This is a genomic window from Asticcacaulis solisilvae (assembly GCF_052327315.1).
Lineage (GTDB): Bacteria > Pseudomonadota > Alphaproteobacteria > Caulobacterales > Caulobacteraceae > Asticcacaulis > Asticcacaulis solisilvae_B.
In genome coordinates this window covers 545,172-565,314 of record NZ_CP166197.1, presented here as the reverse complement: position 1 = coordinate 565,314, position 20,143 = coordinate 545,172, and the positions used below count along the sequence as shown (strand labels likewise).

Annotated in this window: 16 protein-coding genes; 10 read left to right on the top strand and 6 right to left on the bottom strand. The window is 64.0% G+C overall.

Features of this window, described 5'->3' with window-relative positions; all coding sequences use genetic code 11:
- Window positions 1-6: 6 nt before the first annotated feature.
- Window positions 7-2,367: a glycoside hydrolase family 2 protein gene (locus tag AB8717_RS21270; RefSeq protein WP_443751042.1), complete on the bottom strand. Its 2,361-nt coding sequence runs from the start codon at window positions 2,365-2,367 to the stop codon at window positions 7-9.
- A gap of 248 nt (window positions 2,368-2,615) precedes the next feature.
- On the opposite strand from AB8717_RS21270, the gene AB8717_RS21265 reads away from it, so the two are divergent.
- Window positions 2,616-4,217 (top strand): hypothetical protein, encoded by a 1,602-nt coding sequence (locus AB8717_RS21265; RefSeq protein WP_443751041.1) that lies wholly within the window; start codon window positions 2,616-2,618, stop codon window positions 4,215-4,217.
- 69 nt (window positions 4,218-4,286) lie between these two features.
- Here the strand turns inward: AB8717_RS21265 and AB8717_RS21260 are convergent, their stop codons facing one another.
- Complete coding sequence (locus AB8717_RS21260; protein WP_443751040.1) at window positions 4,287-4,640, bottom strand: DUF2147 domain-containing protein; 354 nt, start codon at window positions 4,638-4,640, stop codon at window positions 4,287-4,289.
- A 119-nt stretch (window positions 4,641-4,759) separates the two neighbouring features.
- Between AB8717_RS21260 and AB8717_RS21255 the strand changes: the two genes are divergently transcribed.
- The 4 genes from AB8717_RS21255 to AB8717_RS21240 all read left to right on the top strand — a co-directional run bounded on the left by AB8717_RS21255 (window position 4,760) and on the right by AB8717_RS21240 (window position 8,463).
- Window positions 4,760-5,560: a DUF1295 domain-containing protein gene (locus AB8717_RS21255; RefSeq protein WP_443751039.1), complete on the top strand. Its 801-nt coding sequence runs from the start codon at window positions 4,760-4,762 to the stop codon at window positions 5,558-5,560.
- The gene (locus AB8717_RS21250) at window positions 5,557-6,573 is read left to right on the top strand and encodes an SAM-dependent methyltransferase (protein ID WP_443751038.1); all 1,017 of its coding nucleotides are present in this window, start codon (window positions 5,557-5,559) and stop codon (window positions 6,571-6,573) included. The genes AB8717_RS21255 and AB8717_RS21250 overlap by 4 nt, the downstream gene beginning before the upstream one ends.
- Window positions 6,574-6,649: 76 nt before the next feature.
- On the top strand, window positions 6,650-7,660 hold the full coding sequence (locus AB8717_RS21245; RefSeq protein WP_443751037.1) for a zinc-binding alcohol dehydrogenase family protein: 1,011 nt from the start codon (window positions 6,650-6,652) through the stop codon (window positions 7,658-7,660).
- Between the two features lie 35 nt (window positions 7,661-7,695).
- On the top strand, window positions 7,696-8,463 hold the full coding sequence (locus AB8717_RS21240) for an IclR family transcriptional regulator (protein WP_443751036.1): 768 nt from the start codon (window positions 7,696-7,698) through the stop codon (window positions 8,461-8,463).
- 73 nt (window positions 8,464-8,536) lie between these two features.
- Here the strand turns inward: AB8717_RS21240 and araD1 are convergent, their stop codons facing one another.
- Window positions 8,537-9,532: an AraD1 family protein gene (araD1, locus tag AB8717_RS21235; protein WP_443751035.1), complete on the bottom strand. Its 996-nt coding sequence runs from the start codon at window positions 9,530-9,532 to the stop codon at window positions 8,537-8,539.
- Between the two features lie 164 nt (window positions 9,533-9,696).
- On the opposite strand from araD1, the gene AB8717_RS21230 reads away from it, so the two are divergent.
- From AB8717_RS21230 to AB8717_RS21220, 3 genes are all read left to right on the top strand, one after another.
- Window positions 9,697-10,653 carry a family 43 glycosylhydrolase gene (locus tag AB8717_RS21230; RefSeq protein ID WP_443751034.1) on the top strand — a complete coding sequence of 319 codons (957 nt, stop codon included), beginning with the start codon at window positions 9,697-9,699 and terminating at the stop codon, window positions 10,651-10,653.
- Window positions 10,654-10,690: 37 nt separating this feature from the next.
- Window positions 10,691-13,123, top strand: coding sequence for a beta-galactosidase GalA (galA, locus tag AB8717_RS21225; RefSeq protein ID WP_443751033.1), 2,433 nt, complete (start codon window positions 10,691-10,693; stop codon window positions 13,121-13,123).
- Between the two features lie 144 nt (window positions 13,124-13,267).
- Window positions 13,268-14,650, top strand: coding sequence for an oligogalacturonate lyase family protein (locus tag AB8717_RS21220; RefSeq protein ID WP_443751032.1), 1,383 nt, complete (start codon window positions 13,268-13,270; stop codon window positions 14,648-14,650).
- Between the two features lie 191 nt (window positions 14,651-14,841).
- Here AB8717_RS21220 and AB8717_RS21215 read toward each other — a convergent pair whose 3' ends face one another.
- Complete coding sequence (locus AB8717_RS21215; protein WP_443751031.1) at window positions 14,842-16,704, bottom strand: glycoside hydrolase family 2 protein; 1,863 nt, start codon at window positions 16,702-16,704, stop codon at window positions 14,842-14,844.
- Between the two features lie 287 nt (window positions 16,705-16,991).
- Here AB8717_RS21215 and AB8717_RS21210 point away from each other — a divergent pair, with 287 nt between their 5' ends.
- Both AB8717_RS21210 and AB8717_RS21205 read left to right on the top strand, forming a co-directional pair.
- A complete protein-coding gene (locus AB8717_RS21210; RefSeq protein WP_443751030.1) occupies window positions 16,992-17,942 on the top strand; it encodes a FecR family protein in 951 nt (316 codons plus the stop codon).
- A 124-nt stretch (window positions 17,943-18,066) separates the two neighbouring features.
- Window positions 18,067-18,834 (top strand): response regulator, encoded by a 768-nt coding sequence (locus tag AB8717_RS21205; RefSeq protein WP_443751029.1) that lies wholly within the window; start codon window positions 18,067-18,069, stop codon window positions 18,832-18,834.
- Between the two features lie 47 nt (window positions 18,835-18,881).
- Here AB8717_RS21205 and AB8717_RS21200 read toward each other — a convergent pair whose 3' ends face one another.
- Together AB8717_RS21200 and AB8717_RS21195 are read right to left on the bottom strand one after the other, a co-directional pair.
- On the bottom strand, window positions 18,882-19,439 hold the full coding sequence (locus AB8717_RS21200) for a YceI family protein (protein ID WP_443751028.1): 558 nt from the start codon (window positions 19,437-19,439) through the stop codon (window positions 18,882-18,884).
- Between the two features lie 25 nt (window positions 19,440-19,464).
- Window positions 19,465-20,142, bottom strand: a complete 678-nt coding sequence (locus AB8717_RS21195) for a TorF family putative porin (RefSeq protein ID WP_443751027.1) — start codon at window positions 20,140-20,142, stop codon at window positions 19,465-19,467.
- Window position 20,143 lies beyond the last annotated feature (1 nt).

Here is a 20,143-nt window from a genome sequence, read left to right as displayed (position 1 = left end):
TCGGGCTCACGGTTTGGCGGTAAGGGTGGCGGCGCCGGCCTTGAGGCCGGGTGCCGAAGCGTCGACGGTGATGGCGCCGGACGTGCGCGTGGCGCGGACCATGATCAGCGCATGACCTTGCCAGGTCGTGCGTTCGGGTGAGGCAAAGGCCGTGTGGTCTGTCGGTGAGCCATTATCGGCGGCGGCGAGGCTGCCGGCGCCGGAGACCTTGATCGACAACGGTACGGCGGCGTTCGGCACGACCACACCCTTGGCATCGACGACCTCGGCGCGGACAAAGCCGATATGGTCGAAGCCGGGCTGCAGCGTCTTGCTCTCCGCCGTCAGGCGAATGGCGGCGGGGGCACCGGCGGTCTGCAAGGTGGTCTCGGAAATGGCCTTGCCGGACGCGTCGTAGCCGACCGCCTTGACCGTGCCTGGCGCGAAGGCGACGTCCCAGGTGCGCGCGCTGTCGTCGGCATTGCGCGGTTTCTTGCCCAGGCTCTTGCCGTTCAGGAACAGCTCGGCCTGCGGCGCGTTGGAATAGATTTCGACTTTTTCCGTGTGCGGCGAAAGATTATCCGGCGTCCAGTCGGCCAGCACGCCCGGCCCCTTGGGCTGAGGCATGGCGACGCCCGTCATGGTCGGCAGTTCCGACGTGTCGATGACCGCCGTGACGCGGCGCGCGATGGCGATGACGGGGGCGTCCGACCACCATGAGGCGCGCTCGGCGCCGATCGGCTTGATGACGTCGTCGCGGTCGATCAGGCCCGACGGGTTCGAGATGAACGGCCAGCCCGCGCGGTCGGCCTCACCCAGATAGTCGGCGCCGGTCCACAGGAACATGCCGGCATAGGCGGGGTTGTCGCGCACCACCAGCCACGAGTCCCGGTTTTTGGAATTCTCGGTGCCGATGATCTTGCGCTCGGGTTTGTCGGCGTGCGCCTTGGCCAGTTCGGTCTCGCGATAGTTCTGGCCGACGACGTCGAGCATGTCGGCAAGGCCGTTGTCGTAGTCATGCGTGGTGTTGGGGCGGAACAGGGCCATGGTCACCGGGCGCGATGGGTCTTCGGCATGGAAGACATCCTTCAGCCGCGCGATGATCGATTTGGCGACCAGCGGGTAAGGGGTGTCGTGGATTTCGTTGCCCATCGACCAGATGGCTATTGACGGGTGGTTGCGGTCGCGCCTGACGAAGTCGCGCGCGTCCATCGACGACCAGTCGGTGAAGAAGAGGTGGTAGTCTTGCGGATTCTTGGCGACCGTCCACTGGTCGAAGGCTTCGCCCATCACGACAAAACCCATACGGTCGCAAAGGTCGAGGAATTCCGGACTGAAGGGGTGGTGCGCCGTGCGGATGGCGTTGACGCCCAGGCTTTTCAGGGTCGCCAAGCGGCGCGCATAGACATCGAGCGGCACGGCCATGCCGAAGGCCCCGCCGTCGGCGTGGATGGCGACGCCCTTGAGCTTGATGTTGCGGCCGTTGAGCCAGAACCCGCTATCGGCCTTGAACTGCATGTCGCGCACGCCGAAGGTGACGGTGTTGTCGTCCAGCACTTCACCATTATCGGCGACGACCTTGATTCGGGCTGTATTCAGCGCCGGATCGTCGAGACTCCATAGGCGCGGATTGACCAGCGTGCCGTCGGCGGTGAGCGTCGTCGTGCGGCCGGCCGGCAGGGCCAGGGCGCCGGCCTTGATCGTGGTCAGGGTCTTGCCGTCGGGGCCAACGACTTCGACTTCGAGATGAGCCGTGCGATCGGCCTTGCCCTGGTTGACGACGCTGCTTTCTATATGGACGGCGGCCGTACCGGCGCCGACCTGTGTGGTCACGGCATTGCCATAGGTGTCGGCATGGATATCGCCCGTGGTCATCAGCCGGACGTGACGGTAGATGCCGCCGCCGGCATACCAGCGCGATGCTGGCTGCGACGAGGTATCCGCGCGCACGGAAATCACATTGTCGCCGGCCTTGAGGAACGGCGTCAGCTCATAACGAAAGCTGGCATAGCCGCTCGGGCGATAGCCGAGGTGCATGCCGTTGATCCAGACGCCCGACCGTTCCATTACGCCGTCGAACTCGATGAAGATGCGCTTGCCGGCATCCGAAGGGGAGAGGGCAAGATGCTTGCGGTACCACGCGACCCCGGTCGGCAGCCAGGCGCCGGAACCGGTCGCGGGCGCCGTCTGGTCGAACGGACCGGCAATTTCCCAGTCATGGGGCAGGTCGATCCTTTGCCAGGCCGAATCGATAAAGGCCGGCGTTTCCGCGCCCGCGATGTCGCCTTTGGCGAACAGCCAGCCGGCGTCGAGCGTGCGGGTTTCGGCGGAGGCCGCGCCGGTCCAGGCGAGAACCGCCGCACTGGCGGCCATTGCGATGAATTTCATATCTCATTCTCCCTGGTATGCGCCGTTATACGATCAGCCTGGCTGGTTCCGTCGTGTCAGGTTTGAAATTTGATCATTTTCGATCAAAAAATTCGGCCACCATGTGGCATACCCGCACCGTGTTTTGAATGAAATTGATTACAAACAATCATCGGTGAACAAAGTCAATTGACGGTTTCCGACTTTCGTGAACACTGAATTATGTCGGGCCAAACACGCAATTTCGAAAACGCAATCAGGGGGAACCGATGTTCCAGTTAAAACGTCTTGGCGCAACCGGTGCGGCGCTGGGTGTCATTCTGGCGCTCGCGGCATCCGTTGCCGTGGCGCAGACCAATGGCCAGGCGACGCCGGGCCAGTCGCAGTCGTCGAGCCCGGCCGCCGCGCCGGCGCAGCCGGACCCGGGCGCCTCGGCATCCGACCAGACGTCGGGAACCGTCACCATCTTCAGCAAGCGCAATACGCGCCGCGCGCCCAACAGCACAGTGATCGGCACGCAATCGGCGTCGTCCTGCGGCTTCATGGATACGACGAACTCCGCCAACGACCAGGCCGTGCAGGACTATCTGACGGACTTCTACGGCGACGACGCCAATCAGATGGAAGAGCAGTCGGCGCCGAGCGACATCAGCGGCAACGACCCGACGAACAATTCCCCGGCGTCGAAGACCATCCGCAACAATTCGCCCTACGGCGACGCTTCCCGGGAGGGCAGCACCAATACGCCCGACGGCGTTGGAGAACCGGGCAGTCCGCCGCCGTCGCAGACCCCCGGCGCCGCGAGCTGCGGACCTGCCGACCAGGCTTTCGCCGCCGGCCGCTCTTATATCGCGCAGCACGACCATTCGCTGACCGATGCCTATAATGCCTTCGACGCTAAGGACTTCCCCAAGGCCCTGGCCCTGTTCAAGGCGTCCTACGACAAGATGGGCTACGACGTGGCCGCCCTGATGGAAGGCAAGATGTATGTGGCCGGTCTCGGCACGCCGCGTGACATGGACAAGGGCATTGCGTGGCTGAAGAAGGCCACGGAGGCGCCGTTCGATCCGAAGATGGCCGTCCGCTTCAATCCGGACGATCCGGACTACATGAACTCCCGCATCGACGCCGCCATGACGCTGGCCAAGATCTATGTCGCCGGTTACCACATCAAGCGCAGCCCCGCGGATGCCAAGCACTGGTACCTGAAGGCCGACGACTTCGGCTTCGTGCCGGCCAGCCACATCGTTGGCCAGATCTATGAAAACGGCTATGCCGGCGAAAAGAGCCTGCCCAAGGCGGTGACCTATTTCAAGAAGGCCGGCATCGTCGGCTACGCGCCGTCGGAATACGAGCTGGGCGTCATCCTGTACAATGGCGGCGACGGTGTGGCGCAGGACAAGAAGACCGCCGCCGACTGGCTGTATCAGGCGGCCAAGCGCGGCTATGCCAACGCACTCTACGCCATCGGCCGCATGCACGACCTGGGCGACACCCTGCCGGCCGATCCGCAGAAAGCCATCGTCTACTACAAGGAAGCCGCGCTGAAAGGGCAACCCGATGCCCAGAACGCCCTGGGCCTGTACTTCTACACCGGCGAGATGGTCGGCAAGGATCTGGTCACCGCGCGCAAATGGTTCCTTGCTGCGGCCAAGGGCGGCAATGCCGACGCCATGTTCAACCTGGGCGTCATGCTGGTGAACGGCGAAGGCGGTGCGAAGGACATGGTCACGGCCTATGTCTGGTTCCGTCTGGCCGATCAAATGGGCCTTGAAAAGGGCGGCGCCGCGGCGAAGGAACTGGAAGGCAAGCTGACACCGGACGAAAAGGCGAAGGCCGAAGCCCTGCTGCAGCCGGCGCCGAAACAATAGGCGTTTTACCAAAAACGCCGGGGGCGGGCCGGGCCATGCTGCGTAAGACGCGGCATGGCCCGATCTGTTTCAGTCGAGGCGGGTCCAGTCCATATGCTTGCAGATCAGGCCGCCCAGGACGCAGCCTGTGGTCGTCATGCTGCGGGCGGTGGCGGTGATAGTGATGCGGTAGGTCAGCTTGCGCTGCGGATCGTAGGCCTTGCCCGTCCAGCGCATCGCCCCGCCATGGCTCAGCGTCATGACCAGTTTGTCGTCGACCTTTTCGTCACGCACGCCCGGCTTGATCCAGGTGTTGATGGCGCAAAAATCCGGACCGCAGGGCGCCATGCGGACGCGGGCCTTGCCGTCGCCACGCGCCCATTCGCCCTGCAGGGCTGAGGTGTCGGCAGTCGCCATGGCGGCTACAGCCAGGTATATGATCATGGTCGGTCTCCGTCAGGCCCCTGACCGTCTACGTCTGCTCCACAAAATTGGATCGCGGGTGAACCGCCACGCCCCTGGCGCCGTAGACACTCCCGGAAACACGCTTTCGGGAGACCGGCATGGAGCCAGTGTTCGTCATCACCATCGCGGTCGGTCTCAGCGCGTTCATGACGCTGGCCTGGGTCATCCAGCGCCTGACGGGGAAAAGCGGCTGGGTCGACACGGTCTGGTCCCTGGCCGTCGGCGCCGGTGGCGTGCTGGCCTCGGCCTGGCCTGAATCCGGCGCCGTTACCGGACGCCGCATCGCCGTGGGTATATTGATCGCCCTGTGGTCCCTGAGACTGGCCGGCCATATCGCCGCGCGCACGAAAGGTGGCGAAGACGATCCGCGCTACGCCGATCTTGCCCGGCAATGGGGCAGTCTGTTTCCCGCCTATCTTTTTGTCTTTTTGCAGATCCAGGCCGCCGCTGCCCTGATCCTGGTGCTGGCAGTACGTTTGGCCGCTGTCCGGCCGGGGCCGTTTCCGGCGACGGGCGATTTTCTGGGCGTCGTCCTGCTGGTCGTCGCCGTGGCGGGTGAAGCCTCGGCCGATGCGCAGCTGGCGCGCTTTGCCAAGGCCAATAAAGGCAAGAAGGCCGTCTGCGACATCGGCCTGTGGGCCTGGTCACGGCACCCCAACTACTTCTTCGAATGGCTTGGCTGGTGCGCCTGGGCGGTGGTGGCCATCGATCCGTCCTGGCCATGGGGCTGGGCGGCGCTGGCCGCGCCGGTACTCATGTACGTCCTGCTGGTCCACGTCTCAGGTGTTCCGCCGTTGGAAGCGCATATGCTGAAAAGCCGCGGCGCGGCCTTCGAAGCCTACCGCGCGCGCGTCAACGCCTTTTTTCCCGGTCCTCCGCATAAGGAAGCTTCACGATGAACCTTGCGACGACGCTCGCTGAACGCGCCCCGCTGCCAGACGGCCTGACCCTGTTCGCCATCGACCTTTTGTGCGGGCAGACGCGCCGCCAGCTCGACCGGCTGGCGCCATCCGATGAAGCGGCCTTTGCCGCCGCCATGGCCGACTATCCGATCGCCGCCCACACCGACGCGGCCAATGCCCAGCATTACGAACTTCCGCCGGAATTCTTCGCCCTGATCCTCGGGGACCGGCGCAAATATTCGTGCTGCCTCTATCCCAGTGACGACACGACGCTCGATCAGGCCGAGATCTATGCGCTCGACGAAACCTGCGTCCATGCGGGCCTGGCCGACGGGCAGGCGATTCTCGAGCTCGGCTGCGGCTGGGGGTCGTTGTCGCTCTACATGGCCGAACGCTACCGCAATGCCCGCATCGTCTCGGTGTCGAATTCGCATTCGCAGCGCGCCCATATCGTCGCCCAGGCCGAGCGGCGAGGGCTCAGGAACCTAACGGTCGTTACCGCCGACATGAACGACTTCATGGCCGAGGAGCGCTTCGACCGCGTCGTGTCGGTCGAGATGTTCGAGCATATGTCGAACTGGCGCGGCCTGCTGGAACGCGTGCGCGGGTGGCTTAAATCCGATGGCCGGCTGTTCCTGCACGTCTTTACGCACAAGTCCCGGTCCTACCGCTTCAGGCATGACGCCGACGACTGGATCGGCAAGTACTTCTTCACCGGCGGCATCATGCCGGCCCACGACCTGGCGCACCGCTTTCCGGACCTGTTTGCCGTTGAGGCCGAATGGCGCTGGTCCGGCGCCAATTATCGCCGCACGGCGCTCGACTGGCTCGATAATTTCGACGACCGGTACGACCGCATCATGCCTATCCTGGGTCAGGTCTACGGCAAGGACGCAGAGCTGTGGCGCAAGCGCTGGCGGCTGTTCTTCATGGCGACGGCGGGCCTGTGGGGCCACGCCGGCGGCAGCGAATGGGGCATTGGTCATTATCGCATGTTGCCGATACGATAATTGCTTTTACCCTTGCAATCTTTCTCATGTGCCAATAACTTTCACATAAGAAAGTTATTGGCACGGAGATATGCGCGTGAAGACCCTCGTCTGCGAGAAGCCGTTTTCGCTTCAACTGGGCAACCAGCCGCGCCCTGAACGTAAGCCCGGCGAGGCGCTGATCCGCATCCGGCGCGTCGGCCTGTGCGGCACCGACTTTCACATTTTCTCCGGCAACCAGCCGTTTCTCAGCTATCCACGCGTCATGGGTCATGAGCTGGCGGGCGAGATCGTCGAAACAGATACGGGCTCGCGCCTGACGGTCGGCGAGCTGGTGACGATCAACCCCTATCTGCCGTGCGGACACTGCGTAGCCTGCCGCAAGAACAAGCCCAATGCCTGCGTCAATATCCGTGTCATGGGCGTCCATGTCGACGGCGGCATGACCGAGTTCGTGTCGGTGCCCGAAAAGGCGGTCGTCCCCGTGCCGGGGCTGACACCTGACCAGGCCGCCATGGTGGAATTCCTGTCGATCGGCGCCCACGCCGTGCGCCGCGGCCATGTCGTCGAGGACGAGCGCGTTCTGGTGGTCGGCGCGGGTCCCATTGGCGTCGCCACGGCGCTCTTCGCGCAACTGGCGGGCGCCGAGGTCAGCCTGATAGACACCAATGCCGGCCGGCTCGACTATGCCCGCAAGGCCATCGGCCTCGAACACACGGCTCTGGTCGGGGACGGTCTCGAAGACTGGCTGACGGGCCGGACGAACGGAGAGGGGTGCGACGCCGTGTTCGACGCGACCGGCAACGCGCGAGCCATCGAACAGGGCTTCGCGCGCGTCGCCCATGGCGGCCGCTACGTCCTGGTCAGCGTGGTCAAGGACACGATCTCTTTCGCCGATCCTGAATTTCACAAGCGCGAAATGACACTGATCGGCAGCCGTAACGCCACACGCCACGACTTCCAGCTGGTCATCGATTTGATCCGTGATGGCGCTATTCCCACAGCCGCCCTGCAGACCCACGCCTTCGCCATGGAAGACCTGCCGCGCGTGGTGCCCGAACTGATGGCCGACCCTGGCTCGGTCCTCAAGGCCATCGGCAGTTTTTAAGTTGCCAACAGCGTCCTGAACGCATACCCAGAAGCATGGCCCAGGACATCGAAACCGACGATTCAACGAATGAAGACACTGCCGGTCCCCGCCGCGTCTATTCGGCGCCGGCGCTGGAAAAAGGCTTCAATGTCATCGAGTTGCTGGCCGACACGCCGCATGGCCTGACCATCAGCGAAATCGCGTCGCGCCTGAGCCTGTCGATCAGCGAAATCTTCCGCGTCATCATGGTGATGGAGCGCCGCGCCTGGCTGCGCAAGGGGCCGGGCGACCGTTTCCGCGTGACGCCGAAAGTGCTCGACCTCGCGTTCCGCGCCACGCCGGCCGAGGAGCTGTCTGTCGTGGCCTCGCCCGTCATGCATGATCTTGCCCAACGCATTGGGCAGTCCTGCCACCTGGTGGTGCGCAATGAAGACCAGGGGCTGGTTATCCTGCGTCAGGAAAGCCCCGGACCGACGGGCCTGTCGGTGCGCATCGGCGCCAGCCTGTCGCTGGAAAAAAGCAGCTCGGGGCACGTCCTGCTGGCCTTCGGGCCCGAAGGCAAGGTCACGGCGAAGACCGAAGCGCAGCTCAAGGCCGTGCGCGCGCAAGGCTATGAGATGATGGACAGCGCGCGGACGCTGGGCGTCACCGACATCAGCTATCCGGTCTTCGGCTTCGACGGCCATCTGGCCGCGGCCCTCACCGTGCCGTTTCTCAAGCTGATCGACGGCACGCAGACGGTCGACCGCGATGAGGCGCGAGACCACCTGGCCCGCGCAGCCGCCCGCATTTCGGCGGGGCTGGGCGGACCGGAAAAGTAAGCTGAATCCTGGAGCGATGGGCTCGGGATGGTGGAAGGGAAAAGGCCGGAGATATAATCTCCGCCTTTCAACCTTACAGCGCCTGAATGACGACCTTTTCCTCGGACTCGGTCTTCAGCACGTTCTTCAGGCCGTAGACGAACGGCGCGGCGATGATTTCGAAGACGTCGCCGTCCTTCGTCTTGACCCCGTCGGCGAACGAGGCCGTCGCCGTGCCGAAGCAGTGAACGTGGACGTCGCCGGGCTGGCGGAACAGGCCGTACTTGAAGTGGTGGTGTTCCAGGTTGGCGAAGGTGTGGGACATGTTGTCCTCACCCGAGATGAAGGGCTTTTCCCACAGGACTTCGTTGCCGCGCCAGATGCGCGAGGTGCCGCGCACGTCGGCGGGCAGGGGGCCGGTCAGGATTTCGACGCCGAGCGAAGCCGGGCGCAGCTTGGAATGGGCCAGCCACAGATAGTTCTGCTTTTCGACGACGTGGTCCGAGAATTCGTTGGCGATGGCGAAGCCCAGGCGGAAGGGCGTGCCGTCCGGGCCAATGACGTAGATGCCGGCCATTTCGGGCTCTTCACCGCCGTCTTCGGCAAAGGCCGGCGATTGCAGGTCCTGGCCCGGGCCGACCAGCACATTGCCGTTGCCCTTGTAGAACCATTCCGGCTGGGCGCCGACTTCGCCGGCGGCGGGCTTGCCGTTCTTCACGCCCATCAGGAACATGCGCATCGAGTCCGTCTGGACCTCGGCTTGCGTCGCGGCCTTGTGCATCTTGTCGCGGCCTTCGGCGGAGCCGAGGTGCGTCAGGCCGGTGCCGGTCAGGTGCAGGTGAGCAGGATCCGGATGGTCGATCGGCGCGAGCACGCGGCCTTCGCTGAGCGCTTCGGCGACATCGACGCTGTCGCCCAGGCCCTGGCGGGTAATGGCGTCGGCGATCGGGATACCGGCCTTGATCGCGACCTGCGCCAGCTCATAGGTCGAAGAGACGCCGTCGACGATGCGCGCGGCGCCGTCGTCGTCGGCCGCCAGCACATGGCGTTGTCCGTCGCGGGACGTGATCTGGATAAGGCGCAGCGTCATTGTACAAGTCTCCCTGATAACTCTCTGTTGCCCTAACGCGGTCATTCGGGCGTGTCAATTGTCTGACAACTTAATTTAGATGATTGGTCCTATTGTCATACATTTGAAGCCTGATAAGCTATGCGGAACGAACCAAAAAACGCCTGACAGAGGAAACGATAGCCATGTGCGCGAAGAAATCCAACCGGGGATTTGCTCTTGTTCTGGCGGCGGCCGCGTGGTCGTCGGCGGCGCTGGCGGGCAACCCGATTTCCCAGCGCTTCAACGCCGATCCGTCGCCGCATGCCTTTGCCGGAAAATTCTATCTCTATGCCACCAACGACCAGGACAATTCCGGAAAATACTGGGATTCGACCGACTGGCGGCTGTTCGTGTCGAAAGACCTGGCGCATTGGGACGATGCCGGCTCCTTCCTGTCGGTGACGGTGTTCAAATGGGCCCGACCCGACGCCAAGGCCTGGGCCCCCGAAGCGGCCACCCGCAACGGCAAATACTATTTCTATGCCCCCGTCGGCGGCGACAAGATCGGTGTGGCGGTCTCGGACCATCCCGACGGTCCCTTTGTCGACGCCATCGGCGACGCCCTGATCGACAAGGCGCGCGACGCCAATGCCGGCGCCGAGCCGATCGATCCGGCCGTGCTGATCGACAAGGACGGCCAGGCCTATCTGGTCTTCGGCACGCGCGTGCCCAAGATCGTCAGGCTGAAGGCCGACATGATCCATACCGACGGTCCGATCCAGGACCTGGTCATCACCGGCTTTCCCACGGACGATCCCAAGAAGAAGTATGGCGAGGCGCCGTTCCTGTCGAAGCACAACGGCCTCTACTATTTCAGCTTTTCGACCGGCTGGCCGGGGCAGATCGTCTATGCCACGTCGAAATCGCCGATGGGACCCTACGCCTATCGCGGCGTCATCCTCGACTACCGCCCGATTTCGACCAACCACCAGGCGATCCTGGACTATAAGGGCAAGTCCTACCTCTTCTACCACGACAAGCTGCTGCCCGGCGGCGGCGATTACAAGCGCTCAATCGCCATCGACAGCCTGACTTACAATTCCGACGGCACGATCAAAGAGGTCGTGCCTACTGAAGCCGGCGTGAAGCCGGTCCACTAAACAAGACGGCGCCAAGCCGGAAAACTGGGAGAGAACCATGAATCGCCGCCAACTGATGATGGGCGTGGCAGCCCTGGGCGCCGCCTCGGCCCTCGATATCCGCACCGCCTTCGCCGCCGAAACCGGCCGCGAAGTCCTGTCGCTCAACAAAGGCTGGCGCTTCCACGACGGCGACATCGCCATGCCGAAGCCCATGACGCACGAAGACAGCTATATGAACGCCAAGGCGGGCAAGACCTGGGGGGCAGCGGCGCCGGAATACGACGACTCGAAATGGACAAGCGTCCGCCTGCCGCACGACTTCGCGCTGGAACAGCCGATCGTAAAGTCCGCCGACGTCTCGCAGGGCTATCGGCCGCGCGGCATCGCCTGGTACCGCAACACGCTGGTTTTCGACGAGGCCGATCGCGGCAAGCATATCGAGATCCAGTTCGACGGCATCGGCACGCTGGCGACCATCTGGTTCAATGGCACGCTGATCGCGCATAACTGGAGCGGTTATAACTCGATCTATCTCGACGTCACGCCGTTCGTACAATACGGCAAACATACAAACTCGCTGGTCGTGCGCGTCGATGCCGACACCATGCAGGGCTGGTGGTACGAAGGCGCCGGCCTCTACCGCAACGCCTATGTCGTCAAACGCAGCCCGGCGCACATCATCACCGACGGCGTCTTTGCGCACCCGGTCAAGTCGGCTTCTGGCTGGGATATTCCGGTCGAGGTCACGCTCAATTCGATCGCCAAGGCCGACCAGGCGGTGAAAGTGACGAGCGAGCTGTGGGACGGTGACAAGCGCATAGCATCGGCCGAGACGACGGCAGCGATCGCCCCGCTGCGCAAGGCCGTGGCCACGCTCAAGCTCAGCCATGCAACCCCGCGCCTGTGGAGCGACGAAACGCCCGAGCTTTACCGCGTCGTGACGACGGTCAGCCAGGGCGACGCGGTGCTCGATGCCGTGACCACGACCTGCGGCTTCCGCACGGAGCGCTTCGACGCGGACCACGGCTTCTTCCTCAACGACAAGCCCGTGAAGCTCAAGGGCGTGTGCCTGCACCAGGACCACGCTGGCGTCGGCGTCGCCGTGCCCGACGCCCTTTGGGATTTCCGCCTGCGCCGCCTCAAGGACCTGGGCTGCAATGCCATTCGTTTTGCGCACAACGCGCCGGCGAAAGAATGCCTCGACGCCTGCGACCGCCTGGGCTTCCTGGTGATGGACGAGAACCGCGTCTTCAACCCGTCGCCCGAGCACATGGCCGAGCTGGAGTGGATGGTGCGCCGCGACCGCAATCATCCGTCCGTCGTCCTGTGGTCGGTGTTCAACGAGGAGCCGATGCAGGGCTCCGAAGCCGGTTATGAGATGGTGCGCCGCATGCGCGACACCGTCCGCCAGCTCGATACGACGCGGCCGGTGACGGGCGCCATGAACAACGGCCTGTTCAACCCGGTCAACGTCTCGCAGACGCTCGACGTCACGGGCTTCAACTACCAGCAGGACAAGTACGACGCCTTCCACAAGGCCAATCCGACCTTCCCGCTGACCTCGTCGGAAGACACCTCGTCCTTCTCGGTGCGCGGCGAATACGCCAATGACGAGGCACGCCATATCAAGGGCGGTTACGACGCATCGCCCGCGCCATGGGGCGAGACGCATCGCGCCGCCTGGAAGGCCATCCACGAACGTGAATGGATCGCCGGCGGTTTCGTGTGGACGGGCTTCGACTATCGCGGCGAGCCGACACCCTACGACTTCCCGACCAATGCCTCGCTGTTCGGCATCATGGATTCGTGCGGCTTCGAGAAAGTGCCCTTCTATATCCACCAGGCGCAGTGGCGGAAGGATCCGGTTACCCGCATCGCCATCCACTGGAACTGGGCGGGCAAGGAAGGCAAGCCCGTGCGCGTCATGGTCTGCTCGAACGCCGACGAGGTCGAGCTGAAGCTCAACGGCAAGTCGCTCGGCCGCCAGAAGGCCGACTATTACGAGATGAATTTTTACGACGTAACCTATGCGCCCGGCCGCCTCGAAGCCATCGGCTACAAGGCGGGCAAGGCCGTCAGCCACGATGTCGTCGAAACGACCGGCAAGGCGGTGGCCCTTCAACTGACGCCAGACCGCAAGGCGCTTGCCGGTGACGGTGTCGACGCCATGCCGATCACGATCGCGGCGGTCGACGCCAAGGGCCGTGTCGTGCCGGACGCCATGGACATGGTCACCTTCGCGGTCGACGGCGCCGAACGCCTCGGCGCCGGCAATGGCGATCCCAACTCGCTGGAAGCCGACGTGGCCGATAAACGCTCGCTGTTCCACGGCCTGGCGCAACTGGTCATCCGTTCGCACGAAGGGGCAGGGCAGGCGGTCGTCACCGCGACGGCGGAAGGCCTGAAGGCAGCGAAGCTGACGGTGGCTGTGACCGTGGCCGAAACGCCAAAATACCAGGCGACGGTAGCGACGCCCGTGAAGGCATAAGGCGTCAGCCTCCTCTTCCCAAAGCGAAGAGGAGGCTTGCGCGATTTTGATCAATTTTTATCGAAAGCGGCGGACATCGATCATCGGAGCGTATAAGCTGGGAGAAAGCCCATAATACGTGTCCGCAGGTTCGAAAGGTCTCCCATGAAATCGCTCGCCGTTTCCGTTCTCGCCCTGACCCTCGTCCTGGCCGGGCCCGCCTTCGCCGAAATCCCCGTCTTGCAGGCCGCGCCGTCGCAGACGCAGACGCCGCCCAAGGAATGGATCGACAAGACGACCGGCCATCATATCGTGCGCATCTCGGAAGAGGCCGGCAGTTCCAGCAACTATTTCAACGTCAATTCCTACACGCCTGACGGCAAGTGGATGGCCTATTCGTCGCCCTCCGGCATCATGGCGCTGGACCTCAAGACGTTTACGTCGAAGCTGGTTGTGCCGGGCAAGGTCGCGCTGATGTTCGTCGGAAAGAAGACGGGCGCGATTTACTACACGACCTCGGCCGTGGCGACGCAAGGCCACGACGCCGCGCCCAAGGACGCCGATCCGCGTAAAGGCCCGCGTGTCATCATGAGCTTCGACATCAATACGGGTAAGTCAGTCAGGATCGCCGATCTCGATCCCGGCTACATGGTCGCGACGATCAATGCCGACGAGACCCTGTTCGCCGGCGCGCGCGAAACCGAGCGTCCTGCCGAAGGCCCGCGCGCCGCGCTGGGCGGCCCCAATGGCGGCGGCATGACCGACCCCGCTCAGGAAGTCCTGCCCGACGGCCGCAAGGCGACCTATGCCGAGGGCCGCGAAATCCAGATCAACCGCCGCCTGATGCAGAAGATCCCGATGGAGATCTTCACCATCGACATCAAGACGGGCGCGAAGAAGACGATCACCGCCTCGACCGACTGGCTGAACCACCTGCAATTCTCGCCGACCGATCCGGGCTTGCTGCTCTATTGCCACGAGGGCAACTGGCACATCGTCGACCGCATGTGGCTGGTCCGCGTCGACAAGCCCGATACGCCGAAGGCCGTGCATAACCGCACCATGAACATGGAAATCGCCGGCCACGAATGGTGGAGCAACGACGGCAAGACCGTGTGGTACGACCTGCAAACCCCGCGCGGCGAGGACTTCTGGGTGGCGGGCTATGAGATCGCGACGGGCAAGCGCACCTGGTACCATCTCGACCGCAACGCCTGGGGCGTGCACTTCAATTCGTCACCCGACGGTTCGGTCTTCTCGAGCGACGGCGGTGACCCCGAAATGGCTGCCCACGCGCCCGACGGCAAATATATCTATCTGCTCAAGCCGCACATGATCCCGGATGTTGCCGGCATCCACGCGGACAATGCCGCCAACCTGATCCAGGCCGGCGCCTTCGAGCCCGAAAAGCTGGTCGATCTCAACCCGCACAACTACCGCTCGGAGCCCAATGCCAGCTTCACACCCGACGGCAAGTGGCTGGTCTTCCGCTCCAACATGTGGGGTCCCGGTCACGTCTACGCCGTCGAGATCGCGAAGAAGAATTAGGACTGAGTGTCTGGAAGGCGACGCTTCCCCCCTTCCGTCATCCGCCGCTTTGACAGCGGCGTCTGCCACCTTCCCCTTAAAAGGGGAAGGAAGGGAGTTTACCTAATTCCTTCCCTGCGGAGCGGGGAAGGTGGCGCGAGCGGAGCGAGTGACGGAAGGGGCAATCGACCGGCCGACTGCCCCTCATCCCGTTAGTCCTTCTCCTTGCCGACATAGTAGTTGGCCAGGACATCGAAGGCTTCCTTGTGTACGCCGGTCTCCGATATCAGGCCCTTGCGGTTCCAGCCGTTCTGATACACCGGGTGTTCGCGGCGCGGCGACTGGAAGTCCTTGAGAATCCACGGCGACATGCCGCGCAGGGCCGGGATGTTGTCGGCCATGGCGAGGGTCTGGCGATAGAATTCCGCCTGGTATTCCTCGGTGAACTTCATCGGGTTTTTGGCGTCGTGGACGCCTGCCAGGGCGTCGGCGCCGAATTCCGAGAAGATCATCGGCTTGCCCGCCGGCATGACCCAGGTTTCCTTCGCCACGTCGGCCAGTTTGTCGTCGCCGTACCAGCCGTTATAGGTATTGGCCGCCATCAGGTCGAGGTGCTCGACCAGCGGGTCGTCGATCGCCATCTCGATATGGCCGTTCTTCATGTTATGCGACACCAGCAGGGCCGCGCTGATCATGCGCGTGCCGTCCCGCGCCCGGGCATCGTCCGCCAGGGTCGCCAGGAAGCGGTTGCGTTCCGGCGTATTGGGCGTCTCGTTGCCGACGCTCCACACGATGACCGAGGCGCGATTGCGGTCACGCAGGATGTTTTCCGCCAGCATGTGTCGCGCGGTGAGCAGCGTCTTGTCGCTGCCGAAATCGACCGACCAGTAGACGGGTATCTCGCTCCAGATCATCAGGCCCATCTCATCGGCCATACGCGTCGTCAGCTCGGAATGCGGATAGTGCGCCAGGCGGACGAAGTTGCCGTGCAGCCCGGTCTTGATTTCGCCGAGCAACGCCCGGATCGCTTCCGGCGTCATGCGGCGGGCGGGGTTCGCGCCGAACTCTTCCTCGTGCATCGAAATGCCGCGCAGGAAGACAGGCTTGCCGTTGAGCAGGATGTCGGTGCCTTTGGCCTGGATGGTGCGGAAGCCGATCTTGTCGGTCAGCGTGTCGTCACCCGCGGCAAAGGCCACGTCGTAAAGCGTCGGGCTGTCGGGCGACCACAGTTTCAGCCCCTTGGGCGCGGCAATGTCGAGGTGCGCGTCGCCATTGCCGTCGGTTTTGAGCGCGATCGCCTTGCCCGTGCCGATCTTCACCGAGACGTCGCGGTTGCCGGCGGATGCGCCGTTCAGGTGCACGCTGCCGCGGATATGACCGTCGAGGTCGAGGTGCAGGAATTCGTCGTCGATAAAGGTCTCGGGCGTGTAGATCAGCCGGATCGGCCGCGTCACGCCGCCATAGATATCCCAGTCGGTGACGGTCGGCGGGACGGTCGTGTCGTCGTGCGTCGAATCGACGCCGATGGTGACCTGGTTGTCACCGGCGCGCAGCAGCTTGCCGACCTCGATGGCGAAGGGCGTGAAGCCGCCCTCGTGCTGGCCGGCCAGCTGGCCGTTGACATAGACCTTGACGCGGTAGTTGACGGCCTCGAAGCGCAGGAAGGCGCGGCGGTTGCCGACAGCCTCGGCGGTGAAATGGCGCTGGTACCACATCAGGCCGTCGAACCAGCGCAATTCGGGTTCAGCGGCATTCCAGGCGCCGGGCAGGGTCGCCTTCGGCGCCTTGTCCATGTCGAATTCGAAGAAGTCGACATCCGGCTTCTTCGCCACCTCGGCGTCGACATTGATATCGCGGAAGCGCATGGCGCGCGGCGCCGGCGGGCGGCCGTTGATGTCGGTTTCGGCCGTCCGGTAAAGGTCGGTCGAATAGGCCCACAGGCCCGACAGGTCCTGGCCGGGCCGGTCGATGGCGTCGGTCAGCAGCACGGCAGGCGCCGCGGGCATCGCATTTTGCGCCAGGGCCGGCGCAGCACAGGTCAGGGTAAGGGCCAGGACGGCCAGTGTGTACCGCATATTCACTCCCGTGGGGTTTCCCATTATCGTTGTGCAGGCACATGACGGCAGTTGCATCAAATTGGCAATACCAATTTTACGCCTGTCCTGACCGGTTTGCGTTTTTTTAAATTCCGGCCGCGATATTTTTCAGAGGAAAATCTGTCGCCGGGTGTCTTCTGTCGTGTACAGGTTCGTTACGGTCGGAAACACACGGCTTTCCGGCGCAGCCAATGGGTTTCAGGGTCGCGGAGTCATGACGGGGAAAGCGGTAAAATCTGCCATGACCAGCCGATCGGGAGCGCGCCATGTCACCGATTGACGAAGCCGCCCTGGCCTGGATCGCAAAGCAGGCGGCGGGGCCGCTGAGCGACGCCGACAAGGCCGCCTTCGATGCATGGCATGCCGAAAATCCGCGCCACCGGGGTGCTTACCTGCGCGCCCAGGCGATCTGGCATACGCTCGACAAGGCCACCATCCAGCCGAACCTGCGTCCGCAGCCACCCGCGCGGAAAGTGCTGATGACGCGCCGCACGGCCATCGCCGCCGGCATGGCGGCAGTGGCTGCCGGCCTCGGTGCACTACTGCTGCCGCGACGGACGCCCGATGCCGTGCTGACGACGACCATGGGCGAGTTTCGCAAGGTGCCGCTGCCCGACAAGAGCATAGCCAGCCTCAACAGCGGCAGCCATGTCGAGGTGAAGATCACGCCGAAGCTGCGCCGCGTCGTGCTGGTCGAGGGCGAGGCGTGGTTCGAAGTCGCGAAAAACCCTGAAAAACCCTTTGTCGTCGAAGCCGGCGCCATCCGTGTCCAGGCGGTCGGCACGGCCTTCAGCGTCCGCCGCCGTGACGGCGGTGCCGACGTGCTGGTCACCGAAGGCATTGTCGAAGTCTGGAGCGAGGGCGGCAGCGAAGGGAGCGAACGCAGGCGCCTCCAAGCAGGCGACGAGGCTTTCGTGCCGTCTGACGCCACGGCGATCCGGGTCGCCGCCGCGCCCGCCGAGGTTGAGCGCAAGCTGGCCTGGCGCGAAGGCAATATCGTACTCGACAACGAAACGCTTGATGAGGCCGCGGCTGAATTCAATCGCTACAACGGCCAGAAGATCACGATTGCCGATCCGGCGGTCGGCCGGACGCGTTTCGTCGGCCAGTACCGGATCGACCAGCCGGCGCAGTTCGCGCAGTCCGTGCAGGCCGTCACCGGAGCTAAAGTTTCGATTGAGGACGGATCCATCGTGATCGGCCCCCCTGCCGCCTGACGGCTGTAAATGCCGAAAATCCAGATAAAACATGGGAAAGACGCGCCTTTTTGCTTCGGCGTTTACCGAATAGTTGCAAAAAATGGTGCATGGTGTTCGCGAAAGAGGAACACGACCCAGGACTATGGAACGGACCGCACTGATCCTTGAAGACAGCCGCATCCAGGCCCAGATCATCAGCAAGATGATCGAGGGCCTTGGCTGGGCGCCGATTCACTTCGAGACCATGCGCGACGCTTCCGAAGGCCTGACGCAGATGGCCGTGCACGCCCTGTTCCTCGATGTCTTCGTCGGCCAGCACAATACGCTGCTGCATCTCGACCGCTTCCGCAAGCTGGCGCCGTCCGCGCCGATCGTGCTGATGACGGCCGGTTCCAGCAAGGACGCCATCGAGGAAACCCTGACGCAGGCGCGCCGCTCCGGCGCCGACTTCGTGTTGCGCAAGCCGTTCAACGAAATCCTGCTCAAGGATATCCTGACGACGGCCGAAAGCAACCTGTCGGGCGGCAAAAGAAAGCGTCACGTCCTGGTCATCGATGACAGCCGTACGGTCCGCATGATCGCCGCGCGGGCCTTTGAAAGCGGCGGCTACCGCGTGTCGCAGGCGGAGTCGATGGAACAGGCCTTTGCCGACATCGATATCGCCCACGTCGACGTCGTGCTGTGCGACGTCTTCATGCCGGGCATGGGCGGTTTCGCCGGCATGCGCACGATCAAGACCACCTGGCCAAAAGTCCGTATCATCTCGATGTCGGGCGGCCTGGAAGCCAAGGTCAGCGAGCAGGACGCGCTCAACGCCACCCGCCGCATCGGCGCCGACGCCCAGATCCGCAAGCCCTTCGAGGCCGAGGACTTGCTGCAGGTCACCGCGGCCCTTCTGGACGCCGCTTAACAGCGCTCAGAGACCGCGCCATCAGCGGCGCTGCGCAGTGGCTTGTACTAGTCTCGTAAAGCCACGGCCGTCGCCGTGATGTCGAGATCGATCTCATCGCCGATCAGCAACCGGTCGCGGTCTATGCCGAAATCGCTGCGCCGGATATGCGCCCGCGCATTGAGCGCAAGCGCGCCGTCCGTCCGGTGGCATGTGGCCGTCAGGCTGATCCTGCGTGTCACGCCGTGCAGGGTCAGGTCGCCGGTAATGACCGCCTTGCCGGCGCCCGTCGTCACCACCTGCGTACTGCGGAAGGTGGCGGTCGGAAAGCGGTCGACGTCGAAATAGTCCGGACCGTGCAGCTTGCCGTCGAACCAGCCGGCGCCGATGGTCAGGCTTTTCATGTCGAGCCGGACCTCGACCGAGCTGGCTTCGGGCCTGTCGGGATCGAAGGCGCCGGTGCCCGTCGCCTTTTCGATGCGGCCGTCGGAGCGAACGAACCCCACCTGGTGATAGGAAAAGCGCACCGTCGTCGTATCGGATTGCAGGGCATATTCGCGCGCGCTGGCCGGCAGGGCCGAGGCGGCGAGGAAGGCGATGAGGACGGGCAGGGCTGGCATGATCATGTATACGCCTTTCCTGTCCGGCCGTTCAGAAGGCGCGCACCGCGCTGAGCACAATCCCCGTCCCGCCGTCTTCGCGGCCCCAGGCGTAGAGCGACGGCGTCTGCGTCACCGACAGGCGCAGCTCGCAGGCCCTGAGCGCGGCCGCGACGCCGGCGCTGAGGTCATAGCGCGGGCGCAAGCCCCACGTACCGGACAGCCGCCGCAGCCACCCGGCGTGCGCGAACAGGCGGACATGCGGTGAAATCTGTCGGCTGCCGCTGAGGTCCGCGTAGAGGGTCTGGACATCGCGGCCGTAATAGCGCGGCGAGTAGGACAGCCGCGCCGTAATCCCTGCGGTGATCAGTCCGGCATAGAGCTCATCGTAATCGTAGCGCTCGCGGTCGTCGATATGGGTGTGGCTGACACCGCCTTCCCATGACAGGTCCGATGCCGGGCGTGTCACGTAGCCGGCATAGGCGGTGTAGTGGGTGAGGGGCGCCGACTGGCCGCGACCGGGCGCCGCTGCCAGCGAAATTCCGCCATAGAGCCCCCCCTCCTCGTCGTAATTGACATCCAGCCTGACATCAGGCCGGCCATGACTTAGCGACACGCCGCGAAACCGGTCGTCGCTGTCGAGCGCGGCGCTGGCCGACAGCTGGCCGGCGTGGGCGGGAAGTGCGAGCAGGCACGACAGGAGAAGGAGCCGTGCGATCAGGACCTGCATC

Coding starts and splice junctions, on each gene's coding strand:
- AB8717_RS21195 (WP_443751027.1), bottom strand. CDS start 20,142: ATGCAGGTCCTGATCGCACGGCTCCTTCTCCTGTCGTGCCTGCTCGCA.
- AB8717_RS21270 (WP_443751042.1), bottom strand. CDS start 2,367: ATGAAATTCATCGCAATGGCCGCCAGTGCGGCGGTTCTCGCCTGGACC.
- AB8717_RS21265 (WP_443751041.1), top strand. CDS start 2,616: ATGTTCCAGTTAAAACGTCTTGGCGCAACCGGTGCGGCGCTGGGTGTC.
- AB8717_RS21200 (WP_443751028.1), bottom strand. CDS start 19,439: ATGATCATGCCAGCCCTGCCCGTCCTCATCGCCTTCCTCGCCGCCTCG.
- AB8717_RS21260 (WP_443751040.1), bottom strand. CDS start 4,640: ATGATCATATACCTGGCTGTAGCCGCCATGGCGACTGCCGACACCTCA.
- AB8717_RS21220 (WP_443751032.1), top strand. CDS start 13,268: ATGAAATCGCTCGCCGTTTCCGTTCTCGCCCTGACCCTCGTCCTGGCC.
- AB8717_RS21205 (WP_443751029.1), top strand. CDS start 18,067: ATGGAACGGACCGCACTGATCCTTGAAGACAGCCGCATCCAGGCCCAG.
- AB8717_RS21215 (WP_443751031.1), bottom strand. CDS start 16,704: ATGCGGTACACACTGGCCGTCCTGGCCCTTACCCTGACCTGTGCTGCG.
- AB8717_RS21255 (WP_443751039.1), top strand. CDS start 4,760: ATGGAGCCAGTGTTCGTCATCACCATCGCGGTCGGTCTCAGCGCGTTC.
- AB8717_RS21240 (WP_443751036.1), top strand. CDS start 7,696: ATGGCCCAGGACATCGAAACCGACGATTCAACGAATGAAGACACTGCC.
- AB8717_RS21230 (WP_443751034.1), top strand. CDS start 9,697: ATGTGCGCGAAGAAATCCAACCGGGGATTTGCTCTTGTTCTGGCGGCG.
- AB8717_RS21210 (WP_443751030.1), top strand. CDS start 16,992: ATGTCACCGATTGACGAAGCCGCCCTGGCCTGGATCGCAAAGCAGGCG.
- AB8717_RS21250 (WP_443751038.1), top strand. CDS start 5,557: ATGAACCTTGCGACGACGCTCGCTGAACGCGCCCCGCTGCCAGACGGC.
- galA (WP_443751033.1), top strand. CDS start 10,691: ATGAATCGCCGCCAACTGATGATGGGCGTGGCAGCCCTGGGCGCCGCC.
- araD1 (WP_443751035.1), bottom strand. CDS start 9,532: ATGACGCTGCGCCTTATCCAGATCACGTCCCGCGACGGACAACGCCAT.